Source organism: Acinetobacter sp. YH12251 (assembly GCF_013417465.1).
Classification (GTDB): domain Bacteria; phylum Pseudomonadota; class Gammaproteobacteria; order Pseudomonadales; family Moraxellaceae; genus Acinetobacter; species Acinetobacter amyesii.
Map to the genome: position 1 here is coordinate 83,647 of NZ_VPDZ01000004.1, position 13,271 is coordinate 96,917.

Annotated in this window: 9 protein-coding genes and 1 tRNA gene; 7 read left to right on the forward strand and 3 right to left on the reverse strand. The window is 39.1% G+C overall.

What is annotated here, in order from left to right:
* The first annotated feature begins 7 nt into the window (after positions 1-7).
* Complete coding sequence (locus tag FTV27_RS05005) at positions 8-862, forward strand: SPFH domain-containing protein (RefSeq protein ID WP_078189969.1); 855 nt, start codon at positions 8-10, stop codon at positions 860-862.
* Between the two features lie 211 nt (positions 863-1,073).
* On the forward strand, positions 1,074-2,564 hold the full coding sequence (gene putP, locus FTV27_RS05010; RefSeq protein ID WP_180077294.1) for a sodium/proline symporter PutP: 1,491 nt from the start codon (positions 1,074-1,076) through the stop codon (positions 2,562-2,564).
* A 196-nt stretch (positions 2,565-2,760) separates the two neighbouring features.
* Here putP and FTV27_RS05015 read toward each other — a convergent pair whose 3' ends face one another.
* The 3 genes from FTV27_RS05015 to prpF form a co-directional block, all read right to left on the reverse strand.
* Positions 2,761-3,669 carry a polyprenyl synthetase family protein gene (locus FTV27_RS05015; protein WP_180077296.1) on the reverse strand — a complete coding sequence of 303 codons (909 nt, stop codon included), beginning with the start codon at positions 3,667-3,669 and terminating at the stop codon, positions 2,761-2,763.
* A 130-nt stretch (positions 3,670-3,799) separates the two neighbouring features.
* Positions 3,800-4,777, reverse strand: a complete 978-nt coding sequence (locus FTV27_RS05020; RefSeq protein WP_180077298.1) for a GGDEF domain-containing protein — start codon at positions 4,775-4,777, stop codon at positions 3,800-3,802.
* A gap of 206 nt (positions 4,778-4,983) precedes the next feature.
* On the reverse strand, positions 4,984-6,174 hold the full coding sequence (gene prpF / locus FTV27_RS05025; protein WP_180077300.1) for a 2-methylaconitate cis-trans isomerase PrpF: 1,191 nt from the start codon (positions 6,172-6,174) through the stop codon (positions 4,984-4,986).
* Positions 6,175-6,504: 330 nt separating this feature from the next.
* Here prpF and FTV27_RS05030 point away from each other — a divergent pair, with 330 nt between their 5' ends.
* From FTV27_RS05030 to FTV27_RS05050, 5 genes are all read left to right on the forward strand, one after another.
* The gene (locus tag FTV27_RS05030; RefSeq protein WP_078189974.1) at positions 6,505-7,893 is read left to right on the forward strand and encodes an amino acid permease; all 1,389 of its coding nucleotides are present in this window, start codon (positions 6,505-6,507) and stop codon (positions 7,891-7,893) included.
* 73 nt (positions 7,894-7,966) lie between these two features.
* A tRNA-Arg gene (locus FTV27_RS05035) sits at positions 7,967-8,039 on the forward strand.
* 550 nt (positions 8,040-8,589) lie between these two features.
* Positions 8,590-10,131 (forward strand): outer membrane protein transport protein, encoded by a 1,542-nt coding sequence (locus FTV27_RS05040; protein ID WP_180077302.1) that lies wholly within the window; start codon positions 8,590-8,592, stop codon positions 10,129-10,131.
* 305 nt (positions 10,132-10,436) lie between these two features.
* Entirely contained in the window at positions 10,437-11,657 is a 1,221-nt protein-coding gene (locus FTV27_RS05045) for an OmpP1/FadL family transporter (protein WP_180077304.1), read from the forward strand.
* A gap of 374 nt (positions 11,658-12,031) precedes the next feature.
* The gene (locus tag FTV27_RS05050; RefSeq protein WP_180077306.1) at positions 12,032-13,267 is read left to right on the forward strand and encodes an OmpP1/FadL family transporter; all 1,236 of its coding nucleotides are present in this window, start codon (positions 12,032-12,034) and stop codon (positions 13,265-13,267) included.
* The last annotated feature ends 4 nt before the right edge of the window (positions 13,268-13,271 follow it).

The window sequence follows — 13,271 nt, forward strand, 5'->3', positions numbered from 1 at the left end:
AAATGACATGTCTGGTGTTTCTATTGTTTTTTTAGCGCTCTTAGTTTTTGTAGCCGTCACCATTTTTAAAGGTGTCCGTATTGTTCCCCAAGGTTATAAATGGATTGTTCAGCGTTTAGGTAAATACCATACCACGCTCAATCCGGGGCTGAACTTTGTGATTCCGTATGTCGATGAAGTGGCTTATAAAGTCACAACCAAAGATATCGTGTTAGATATTCCCTCTCAGGAAGTGATCACACGTGACAATGCGGTACTGCTGATGAATGCTGTGGCTTATATCAACTTAACCACGCCTGAAAAAGCAGTTTATGGTATTGAAAACTACACATGGGCGATTCAAAACTTAGTTCAAACCTCTTTGCGGTCTATTGTTGGTGAAATGGACCTCGATGATGCACTGTCATCGCGTGATCATATTAAGGCTAAACTCAAAGCTGCTATTTCTGATGATATCTCTGACTGGGGTATTACACTTAAAACTGTAGAAATTCAAGATATTAAACCTTCTCATACCATGCAAGCTGCGATGGAAGAGCAAGCGGCCGCTGAACGTCAACGTCGTGCGACAGTCACCAAGGCAGACGGTGAAAAACAAGCGGCTATTTTGGAAGCAGATGGTCGTTTAGAAGCCTCTCGTAGGGATGCAGAAGCTCAAGTGGTACTGGCAGAATCTTCTCAGCGTGCAATTGAAATGGTGAGTTCAGCTGTCGGTGATAAAGAAATTCCAGTTGCGTACTTACTGGGTGAACAATACGTCAAAGCCATGCAAGATATGGCTAAATCTAATAATGCCAAAACTGTGGTTTTACCTGCGGATGTACTGAATACGATTCGTGGTGTGATGGGACGTAATAACTAAATCTTCGCATTAATTAAAATGGGTCGTGATATACGGCCCATTTTTATGCCCAAAACAAAAAAGAAGGCAAAGTTTGTCAATTTATGTTTAAATTTCACGTTATTTTTTTGACGTTTTAGGGCTTATCGTTCGATTTCACCTACCTGGCTTAGGCAAATCCCATTGAGTCCCCTAATTAAACGCAATTGTCCAACGCCAAAGCGGATACCGTATGAGCTCCCTGAATCCCACCCTAATTACCTTTCTCTTTTATATTGTCGCCATGGTCGTGATCGGTTTACTTGCATACCGTGCGACCAGTAACTTTTCTGACTACATTTTAGGTGGCCGCCGATTAGGGAGCTTTGTCACTGCCCTTTCTGCAGGTGCATCAGATATGAGTGGTTGGTTGCTCATGGGTCTTCCGGGGGCGATTTACCTTTCAGGTTTATCTGAAATGTGGATTGCAATTGGTCTGATCATTGGTGCTTGGCTCAACTGGTTACTTGTGGCAGGTCGTCTTCGTGTACATACCGAAGTTCAAAATAATGCTTTGACCCTACCTGACTATTTCTCAAATCGTTTTAACGATCAAAAGAAAATCTTACGTATCGTGTCAGCTGTGATTATTTTGATTTTCTTCGCAATTTACTGTGCTTCAGGCATGGTTGCAGGCGCTCGATTATTTGAAAGTATGTTTGGTATGTCGTATAGCACTGCGCTTTGGATCAGTGCCATTGCAACGGTGAGCTATGTGTTTATTGGTGGCTTCCTTGCTGTCAGTTGGACCGATACCATTCAAGCGGGCTTTATGATTTTTGCCTTGCTACTTACCCCTATCGTGGTCATGTTGTCGTTCTCGAATTTAACCCAGTTCACTCTGGCACTGGAAGCGGCACGCCCTCAAGCCATGGATGTATTTGCTGACTTAAGTTTTGTCGCAATCATGTCCTTATTGGCATGGGGCTTAGGCTATTTTGGTCAACCGCATATCTTAGTCCGCTTCATGGCAGCAGATTCTGTTAAATCGATTCCCAATGCACGTCGTATTGGTATGACATGGATGACGCTCTGCCTCGGTGGCGCAGTTGCAGCAGGCTTCTTCGGTATTGCTTATTTCCAACAGCATCCAGAACTGGCAGGTGTCGTTACAGCAAACCCTGAAACGGTCTTTATGGAATTGACTAAAATTCTATTTAACCCATGGGTTGCAGGTATCGTATTGGCTGCGATTTTAGCTGCGATCATGAGTACCTTAAGCTGTCAGCTTTTAGTCTGTTCAAGTACCTTAACTGAAGACTTCTATAAATCATTCTTACGTAAAAATGCTTCACAAAAAGAATTAGTTTGGGTCGGCCGTATCATGGTATTAATGATTGCGTTGCTTGCGATCTATATGGCGGCTAATCCTGACTCTAAAGTCCTTGGTCTCGTCGCATATGCATGGGCAGGCTTCGGTGCTGCATTTGGCCCACTGATTATCATGTCATTGTTCTGGAAACGCATGACACTCAATGGTGCTTTAGCAGGTATGGTGGTTGGTGCTGTTATGGTTATTCTATGGAAAAACCTCTGGGGTGATACAGGCGTTTATGAAATTATTCCGGGCTTCATCTGCTCACTACTTGCAATTATCATTGTGAGCTTAATGGGCAAAGCACCATCTGCTGAAGTCACTGAAAAATTTGAAGAAGCAGATCGTATCTATAAAGAAAGTATTTAAGACCAATAGCACTTAAATTTAATTTCTAAGTTTTAATATCTGCAAAAAAGGACGCCTAGCGTCCTTTTTTGTTTTTTATCATGTCATCCATTTAGATATTACTTAGAGGTTTATTGACTTCTGTTCCAAATATACAAAATATAAAAAAGCCCACAACATGTTACATGTGTGGGCTGAGGTCTTTTACTGCGTTATATTAACTTTGACGTTTTAATAAAAACTGGGTGATCTTTTGTAATTCTGCCGCATCTTCTGCAAAATAATCCAAAGCTTGAAGCGCTTGAGCATGTAATTCTTCTGCATAAGCTTGCGCTTGCTCGAGACCCATTAACGCAGGATATGTCGATTTATCCACTTGTTGATCTTTACCTGCTGTTTTACCCAATGCTTCAGTGTCAGCAATAATATCTAAAATATCATCTTGCACCTGAAAGGCTAAACCAATCGCTAGACCAAATTCGCGGAGTTTAGGAATAGCTTGGTCTGTACCATTAAATATCGTCACTGCCGCCATCATGATTGCAGCAGAAATTAAAGCACCAGTTTTATTTCGATGAATATTTTCTAGTTCATCTTGACTGACATGCTTGCCTTCCGATTGTAAGTCTAGAACTTGTCCATTGACCATTTTTGAAGTTGCTGTCGCTAAAATTTGCATTTGCTTTAAGATGATCGGCGCTTCAACGGCTGGGCCTTGATCAAAGAGACGGCTGCCTAAAACTTCAAAAGCCATCGATTGTAAAATATCGCCAGCAAGTAAAGCCGTATCTTCACCAAAAGCCACATGACAGGTTGGTTGACCACGACGGAGTAAATCGTTGTCCATACACGGCAAATCATCGTGTGCCAATGAATAGCAATGAATAAATTCGATCGCCACTGCAGCACGGCGTACGGCTGCAAAATTTGTATTGGGTTTTAACGCTGCTGTTGCATAACAAAGTGCCGGTCGAACGCGTTTTCCACCCAACATCACAGCATGATACACCGCCCCTTTTAAGGGTTCTGGAATTGAAAATGCATCTAGCGCTGTCAGTAAATCCTGCTGAATACGCTGCTGCGCTTCTGTCAGGGCATGTGTGGAAACGTCTGTTAAAGAAGACACATTCACCTCAAATACTTTAAATATTTAACTGCTTCGTTCATTAGCAAATTGACTGCCAATGTTTTCTGTCAATTTTGACCTGTTGCATCATACTGCTTTCTCAAATCTTTCTCTATGTTACGGCCTAAATCTATGTGTTTTTCCCACAGTCTGATGGTTTTTTAAATGTCGTTTCCTCAAATAGCGCCACATTTTGTCCATCATTAAAACAGGTACAATTTTTCGAACCTTTCTTGGCTTGATACAAAGCCTGATCGGCACGTGCCAATGTTTCAAAAAATGACTCTGTACCATCCCACAAGGCCACTCCGCATGAGATACTCAGTTGTAAAGCCTTATCCGCATAATTCATCGAAGAAGCATAGATTTGCTCACAACATTGTTGAGCAATCGAACATGCAGTCGATATAGCCGTGCGTGGCAAAATCATTGCAAACTCTTCCCCACCCATGCGATATATTTGTGCATCTGCATGTTGACTAATTTGCATCCTTAAAAGCTGCGCACTTTTTCTTAAAACTTCATCGCCAAATGCATGACCGTAGATATCATTGATTTGCTTAAAATTGTCTAAGTCGAGCATCATCAAACAAATTTCATCGGCTTTTTCAACCGCGAAGCTTTTTTGCCACTGAGAAAGATCTAAATCAAAACCTCGTCGATTTTTTATCCCTGTCAGATAATCAAAATAAACTTGTTGTTCGAGTTGTTGGTTATGTTTCAACAGAGATAATTCGAATTGCTTTAAATTTGTAATATCCGCACAGCACAACAGCACATGTTCCAAATCGCCACTTTGTTGAAACTTTGGTTTGAGCGTGAACCAATAATGCCGTTCATTTTCACTATACATAAATGGTTCAATGCTATCGTTCTCTAAACAGCGTAAATCAAACTCAGAACTTGTGGCTTTGGTCTTTTGCTGCATCACAGACACGTGATTTAATACGATCTCTTGTAAGTCTGACTGAAATCGATGTTTAAATATTTGATTGGCGCATATCAGCTCAGCTGTCGCAGAAAATAGCGCAGCAGGCATTGGCAACGCTTCTAATACAGCCAATTGTTCAGTAGGTAGGTCCGATTTTATTAAGTCTTTTTTAAGCATGGTTTCGCTACTTTTTTCAGGGTAAAGCTACGCAAAATGCTAACAAAATTAATCTGACATAAATCACAGAAACTTTCTAATATTAAATGCAGTTCATATTATATAAAGATATATACCAATTCATGATTTGCTTATTCATATAAAAGATAAAGGCAAAAAAAAGCCCCTGCAAAGCAGAGGCTGATTTCAAATGAGATGTTAAATACTTAATCTAAACTATCCGCAGGAATACGCACCCAGCCTTCCATTAAGACACGCGCACTTCGGCTCATCACGGCTTTTTTAACGACCCACTGACCATTTTCATAAATTGCTTGCGCACCTACACGTAGCGTCCCAGATGGATGTCCAAAACGCACAGCTTCTCGCTCCCCACCACCCGCGGCTAAGTTCACAAGCGTCCCCGGTATCGCCGCAGCTGTACCAATGGCAACTGCCGCTGTGCCCATCATGGCATGATGCAGTTTCCCCATTGATAAGGCACGAACCAATAAGTCCGTATCTTGTTCTGAAATATGTTTAGAACTCGAAGATGTATAGGCTTTTGGCTTTGAAACAAATGCAATCTTTGGGGTATGTTGACGCTGTTCTGCTTCAGCAATATCTGAAATCAAACCCATTTGCTGCGCACCATAAGCACGGATTTTTTCAAAACGGGCCAATGCCTTAGCATCGCCGTTGATCGCATCTTGCAGTTCAGTTCCGACATAACCAATATCTTCTGCATTTAAGAAAATGGTTGGAATACCTGCATTAATGAATGTTGCAGGGAAACTGCCTTCATCGGGTACAATTAAGGTATCGACCAAATTCCCTGTAGGAAACATAGCGCCGCCATCTTCACCATCATCTGCGGGGTCTAAAAATTCAATTTGAACTTCGGCTGCTGGGAAGGTCACACCATCTAGTTCAAAATCACCAGTTTCTTGTACTGCACCATCAGTAATAGGTACATGCGCAATAATGGTTTTTTGAATATTGGCTTGCCAAATACGAACCGTACATAAACCATTTTCAGGAATACGTGATGCCTCAACCAAACCATTTGAAATGGCAAATGCACCAACTGCTGCTGTTAGGTTTCCGCAGTTACCACTCCAGTCGACAAATGCTTTATCAATCGACACTTGTCCAAATAGATAGTCTACATCATGCTCAGGCTGTGAACTTTTTGCCAAAATCACGGTTTTACTGGTACTTGATGTCGCTCCACCCATCCCATCAATTTGTTTACCATAAGGATCTGGACTGCCAATCACACGTAATAAAAGTTGGTCGCGAACTTTTCCAGCTTGTTGTGCTGCAAGCGGCAAATCATCTAGCTTGAAAAATACACCTTTACTAGTACCACCACGCATATAAGTCGCTGGAATCTTAATTTGGGGAGCAAAACTCATTTTTATTGAATCCTTAATCTTTATCATTGTGTTTTGGCAGAGCGTTCTTTTCTGCGCTTTTGCATCATACAATGTTTAATTGAAGTTTTAACAATCACATGACTTAAGTATAAAAAAACAACATTCGATACCTTTTCCATATAAAGCCAAGTATAAGAATTTCAATTAAAATAAAATTAATCTATTGATTCATAAATTTTTAATTCAGCATTTAAAACAAAAAATAGGTTATTAAATATATAAATATTTTTCATAAATTTTGAGCTACTAGGCTATTCATTCTCTATACATTACAATTACCAAAATTAAACCATTCTCGGGAAGAGTAACTTGACTACCAATTCCTCCGAACTCAAGCGTGGCTTAAAGAATCGTCATATTCAATTGATTGCCATGGGTGGTGCAATTGGTACAGGCTTATTCTTGGGCTCAGCGCATGTGATTCAATCTGCTGGACCATCCATTATTCTCGGCTACGCCATTGGCGGTCTGATCGCCTTTCTAATTATGCGTCAGTTAGGTGAAATGATCGTCCATGAACCTGTAGCGGGTTCATTTAGCCATTTTGCATATAAATATTGGGGGAAATTTCCAGGTTTCTTAACAGGTTGGAACTACTGGATTCTCTATATTTTAGTGGCAATGACAGAACTCACTGCTGTTGCGAAATATATTAACTATTGGTGGCCTCATATTCCAGCGTGGGCATCTGTATTGTTCTTCTTCGTGATTATTACCTTAGTAAACTTAGGTAATGTGAAGTTTTATGGTGAATCTGAGTTTTGGCTGTCGATTATTAAAGTCACTGCAGTTATTTCGATGATCGTATTCGGTTTGTATTTGCTACTGACTGCAGATGCTAACTCAACAGCATCATTTACCAACTTATGGAGTCAGGGCGGCTTTTTCCCAAATGGTTTTGAAGGCTTATTCTTCATGCTGGCATTCTTGATGTTCGCCTTCGGTGGTATTGAACTGATTGGTATGGCGGCAGCGGAAGCTGAAAATCCAAAAGAAACTATTCCAAAAGCAATTAACCAAGTTGTATTTCGTATTTTGATTTTCTATGTGGGTTCTTTGACTATTCTATTGTCACTTGTGCCATGGAATCAGCTTGAACTAGGTGGTCTAGACAAAAGTCCATTTGTGATGATCTTTAGCCAACTGGGTATTGATTGGGCTGCACATTTACTGAACTTCATTATCCTAACTGCAGCACTGTCTGTTTATAACAGCGGTATGTATGCCAATAGCCGTATGCTTTACAGCTTGGCGAAGCAAGGTAATGCACCAAAAGTTTTCGCAAAAACCAACAAAAGTGGCGTGCCAATTCCAGCAGTATTACTTTCTGCAGTGCTGATTTTCGGTTGTGTACTCTTAAACTACTTCGTACCCGAAGATGCACTTGGTCACTTAATGTATGTAGTTGTTGGTGCGCTTGTCCTGAACTGGGCGATGATTACCATGACTCACTTACAGTTCCGTCGTGCAAAACGTATTTTGAATTTTACAACGTCATATCCCGCACTTTGGGCACCAGTCAGCAACTACATCGTTCTGATCTTTATTGCTTTAGTTCTATTTATTATGTGGACTCAGGGCTTTATGGAATCAGTTCTAATGATCCCTGTTTGGATTACAGTCATGTTATTAATGTTTAACTATCTTAATCCTAAAGATTTGAGCGACATTGACCCCAATGAAGTTCATAAAGACTAAGTAATTTAAAAAGTTATTGTTTCAGCAATAACTTTTTTTTTAGCTAAAATAGGAGTACATTAGCCTCCGTCTTGCGCTCTTAGCTTAACCGGATAGAGCAGTTGCCTCCTAAGCGACCGACGTGGGTTCGAGTCCCGCAGAGCGCACAATTTTTTAGACACCTCACCTCTCTGATTTTTTCAACTCCCATTTATCAATAAAACTAAATTCAGAATTCTTAAATCTAAATTACAAATTCAAAATTCATCTCTGAATTTTTTAACTTAATCTTTGTTTTTACTGATATTACTCTTGAGAGTTTGTTTTTTAAGAAGAATTGAATAGCACTTTTAAATTCCCTAATCATCTATTTGTCAATGCAAAAAACGACACATGGCGTGGTCTATAAGGCCAAAAAAATCAATTTATGACTGCCCATATCAAAATATTTTCAATTATTTTTAGGTTTAGAAAATAATGCAGTAACTAAAAATATTAAATAATAATCAAAATGTTATATGTATTAATTAGTACATTTACTCTAAATAGTTCGTTTTTCAATCATATTTTTTAATCTAGAGCATTTACTCTTATTTTAATTGTGCTATTTTTGTCACATGGAGTAACAATTAAGCCCAAGAGTATTAAAAAGTTTTCCATAACGAATATATGCAGTAACCATAAAAATCAAATTCGTATCTCAAGGAATGACGAAGAATGAAATTAAAAACTTTAGCTACAGCCATGATTCTTGCTTCAGTTCCAATGACAGGTGCTTTTGCAGCAGCAATGGACCGTTCAGGCCAATCTATGTCTGCATTCTTACAACCAGGAAATTATTTTGAAGCAGGTATTTCAGTTCTAGACCCGACAGTATCTGGTAAAGAAGCTGGTGAAACAGCTACACGTCGTAATATTGAAGACATGGCTGATGATTATTACTTCCCTTCAGCCGCATTAAAACTACAATTAACTGATAAGTTTTCATTCGGTCTTCTATATGACCAACCATTTGGTGCCGCTGCTGAATATAAAGGTAACAATGCTTTTGTTTCACAAGCTTCTGACACGGTATTACCTCAACCACTATTAGACAGCATGGTTCGAAATGAAGTTACTCAAACTTTAAATCAACTTACAAGTACACAAATTGTAGGTTTAGCAGCGCAAGGCTTGCTTGCACAACAAGGTATGTCTCCAACTAACCCAGCTTATAATGCTACTTTACAAGCAACAGTGACAGGTATTATCACTCAAGCAGGTGGTAATGTTGATACAGCTGCTGCTGCAGTACGTCCACAAGTTGAAGCTGGGGCATTTATTCAAGGTCAACAGCAATTACAACAACGTTTAGATAATGCAGGTGTTGCTCTAGGCCAAGGAAATACAAAAGTTTCTGTAGACACTCAGAACTTAGCTTTTGTTTTTGGCTTCCAACCTACGCCAAATTGGAACATCTATGCTGGTCCTGTTTATCAAACAGTTAAAGGTAGCGTAAGCCTACGTGGTCAAGGCTATAGCATTTTTAATGGCTATGACTCAAACATTAAAGAAACTGGTGATCTTGGTTGGTTGGCAGGTGTTGCTTACCAAATTCCAGAAATTGCACTTAAAGCTTCTTTAACATATCGTTCTGAAATTGACCATGAAACGACAATTCGCGAAACAATTCCAACTGCTGGCGCGTTAACGCTACTTGGTCAAAACCCTGCAGATGTAGTTGGAGCTAAGGGCACTTCGACGATTACTACACCTCAGTCTGTAAACCTTGATTTCCAATCTGGTATCATGGCTGACACCGTTGCATTTGCAAACGTGCGTTGGGTTGAATGGTCAAATTTCGCAATTCGTCCATACCAATTTGGTTTAATGTCTGAAGCAGTTGGACAATTACCAGCAGTTAACCGTCCGAACGGCTTTAACTTAGTTGAATATTCTGAAGACCAAATTTCTGCAACAGTTGGTGTTGGTCGCAAACTTAGTGAACAATGGGCTGGTAACGTATCCGTAGGTTGGGACTCAGGCGCTGGTAACCCTGTATCAACACTTGGCCCTACTGAAGGTTACTGGAATGTCGGCTTAGGTTTACAATTTAGTCCAGCACCGAATTACTTCATTGCTGGTGGCGTGAAATACTTCATGCTCGGTGATGCAAAATCTCAAACAGCTGCTCAATTTGGTGAAGATAGCCGTATTGTTGGTGAATTTGAGGATAACGATGCTTGGGCATACGGTTTAAAAATCGGTTACCGCTTCTAATTCTCGGTATTAGTAGATTGGAAATATATCCAATCTACTATTGTAAAAATAATTTAATTCAAATGTTCATAGATTGAGCATTTGAATTTTTTAAGTTCAAAGATAAACATTAAGTTAAATACTCTATTTTTTTATTTATAAATCATAAACATAAATAACACCTTCTAGAATAATTACTCTAGCATTGCTTATTTTTTAACTTATACAGTTCATTTTTAGAGTAGCAACTCTTATTTACTGTTTTTCTATTTATGTTACTTTCCACACATTGAAATAACATCAAAAGTTACAAACAGGGATAATGTATGCAACTCAACAGTCTTACAAAAGCCATCATCATCAGTTTAATGCCTGCAACTACAGCGATTGCTGGTGGTTTAGACCGTTCAGGCCAATCAATTTCTGCATTCTTACAACCTGGTAACTATGCAGAAGCTGGTATTTCAATTCTAGATCCAAATGTATCAGGACAAGACACTGATAAAAACAGTGCTTCAGATATGGCGGGTGATTATTATTTTCCTCATGCAGCACTTAAAATCCAAGCGACAGATAAAATTTCAGTAGGTTTAATCTACGACCAACCCTTTGGTGCAGATGCAGAATATTCTGGCCAAAATAACTTTGTTGAAAACCGTCCATTGCCTTTTCAAGGAAATACATCTGTTGTTGTAGATACACAAAATCTAAGTTTATTGGTTGGCTATCAACCCAATGAGAACTGGAACGTATATGCAGGTGCTGTATATCAAACAGTAGATGGCACAGTACTTCTACGTGGTAAAACATATTCTGCTTTTAATGGATATGATTTTAGAACAGGTGAAGATGAATCCGTTGGTTGGTTAGCGGGTGTTGCATATCAAATTCCAGAAATTGCGCTTAAAGCCTCTGTAACTTATCGCTCTGAAATTGATCATGAAATGAATGCCTATGAGCGTTTTAATGCTGTAGGAATGACTGGAAATGACGCTTTAAATGGTGCAATGACTGTTATAAACTCTGCAAAAGGTGAAACTGAGCTAACGACTCCACAGTCTGTAAATATTGATTTCCAAACAGGTATTATGGAAAACACTGTTGCATTTGCAAATGTACGTTGGGTAGATTGGTCAAAATTTAAAGTACAACCTTACAAGTTTGGAAAACTTAGTGAAACACTCGGTCAATCTGGTATGGTTCCAACTAAGCCAAATGGTTTTAACTTAATTGATTATAAAGATGATCAAATTTCTGCAAACATTGGTGTTGGTCGTAAATTTACAGATCGTTGGGCTGCAAATGTATCTATCGGTTGGGACTCTGGAGCAGGCAACCCTGTGACAACATTAGGTCCAACTGAAGGTTATTGGAATATTGGTACAGGTGTACGCTTCTCTCCTGCTACAAATTACTTCATCGGTGCTGGTATAAAATATTTCTGGTTGGGTGATGCAGATGCTGTAACGGGCGCACATACCCCTGCAGGCACATTCGCAGATAACCACGCAATTGCTTATGGTTTAAATGTCGGGTACAGCTTCTAATACAAGTTATATTTTGTAATATAAAAAAGCCCCATTTTGGGGCTTTTTTATATTCAACATGTGATGTATTTCACAATTTATTATATTTATTAAGCAATATATAGAGCGTTTTTTAGCCAAACAAACTATAAAAACTTTAATATTTAATTTAAAAGTATTTATTTGTATAACAGCAACTTAAATAAATATTTTAAAGTTTTAACTCTAAAATAAATAAAAACAATGACTTTTTTATACTATTAGTTCAATTTTAGAGTCTTTACTCTTTTTTTATTTATGATATTTTTCGCACATGGATATGATTAAAAATAATTTACATATCTCATATTTTTATTAACGCATTGACGCGTTTTTTATACTAGGAAAGTAGAAAAATGAACTTAAAAGCATTAACAAGTGCCATTTTATTTGCCAGCGTACCAATGACAGGGGCTTTTGCAGCAGCAATGGATCGCTCTGGGCAGTCAATTTCTGCATTTTTACAACCGGGTAATTATTTTGAAGCAGGGATTTCAGTTTTAGATGCAGACGTTTCAGGGAAAATGACTGATAACTATTCGAATGCAGCTTCACGCGGTAAAGAACTGGGTGATATGGCAGAATCTTATTACTTCCCTAGCGCTGCTATTAAATTGCAACCACATGAAAAAATTTCTGTTGGTTTAATTTACGACCAACCATTTGGTGCCGAAGCAAAGTATAAACTTGAACATGGCGCATTTAACGCCAATATTAACCAAGTAAATACTCCTACAGAAGTCGAAGTCAAAACTCAAAATCTCAACTTTTTAGTTGGTTATCAACCGACTGAAAATTGGAATTTTTATGGCGGTGCTGTGTACCAAACTGTTAAGGGTGATATTCAATTAGCTGGTACAGCATACTCATTATTTTCTGGCTATAAAGCATCCATTGAAGAAGATTCAAGTGTTGGTTGGTTAGCTGGTGCTGCATTCCAAATTCCAGAAATTGCTTTAAAGGCATCTGTGACTTATCGCTCTGAAATCGATCATGATGTAAGAGCAGAAGAATCTTTTACTGGACTAATGAATCTAAGCATTTATCCGCAACGCTTGCGTACAGAAGGTGATACGACGATTACAACACCTCAATCTGTAAATTTAGATTTACAGTCAGGCATCATGGCCAATACCGTTGCCTTTGCACAGCTTCGTTGGGTAGATTGGTCTAATTTTGCAATTCGTCCTCATCAATTTGGCGAAGCAACCCAACGCCCATTAGTTGCAGGCCAAACAGGAAAGCCTCAAGGATTTGATTTAGTTGCATACGAAAAAGATCAAATATCAGCAAACGTTGGTATAGGTCGTAAGTTTAATGATCAATGGGCAGGTACAGTCATGGTCGGTTGGGACTCTGGGGCTGGCAACCCAGTTTCAACCCTAGGTCCAACTGAAGGTTATTGGAGTGTTGGTTTAGGTGGTCAGTTCTCTCCGACACCTCAAACATTCCTTCAAGCGGGAGTCAAATACTTCATGCTTGGTGATGCAAAATCTCAAGTAGCTTCTGACTTTGGTGGTGATAAATACGTAGCTAATTTTGAAGATAATGACGCGATCGGTTATAGCTTAAAATTAGGCTATCGTTTCTAAGTTG

What these genes read in the sequence shown, in the direction of transcription:
- FTV27_RS05050 (WP_180077306.1), top strand. Translation starts at nt 12,032, where the DNA reads ATGAACTTAAAAGCATTAACAAGTGCCATTTTATTTGCCAGCGTACCA.
- prpF (WP_180077300.1), bottom strand. Translation starts at nt 6,174, where the DNA reads ATGAGTTTTGCTCCCCAAATTAAGATTCCAGCGACTTATATGCGTGGT.
- FTV27_RS05020 (WP_180077298.1), bottom strand. Translation starts at nt 4,777, where the DNA reads ATGCTTAAAAAAGACTTAATAAAATCGGACCTACCTACTGAACAATTG.
- FTV27_RS05040 (WP_180077302.1), top strand. Translation starts at nt 8,590, where the DNA reads ATGAAATTAAAAACTTTAGCTACAGCCATGATTCTTGCTTCAGTTCCA.
- FTV27_RS05045 (WP_180077304.1), top strand. Translation starts at nt 10,437, where the DNA reads ATGCAACTCAACAGTCTTACAAAAGCCATCATCATCAGTTTAATGCCT.
- putP (WP_180077294.1), top strand. Translation starts at nt 1,074, where the DNA reads ATGAGCTCCCTGAATCCCACCCTAATTACCTTTCTCTTTTATATTGTC.
- FTV27_RS05005 (WP_078189969.1), top strand. Translation starts at nt 8, where the DNA reads ATGTCTGGTGTTTCTATTGTTTTTTTAGCGCTCTTAGTTTTTGTAGCC.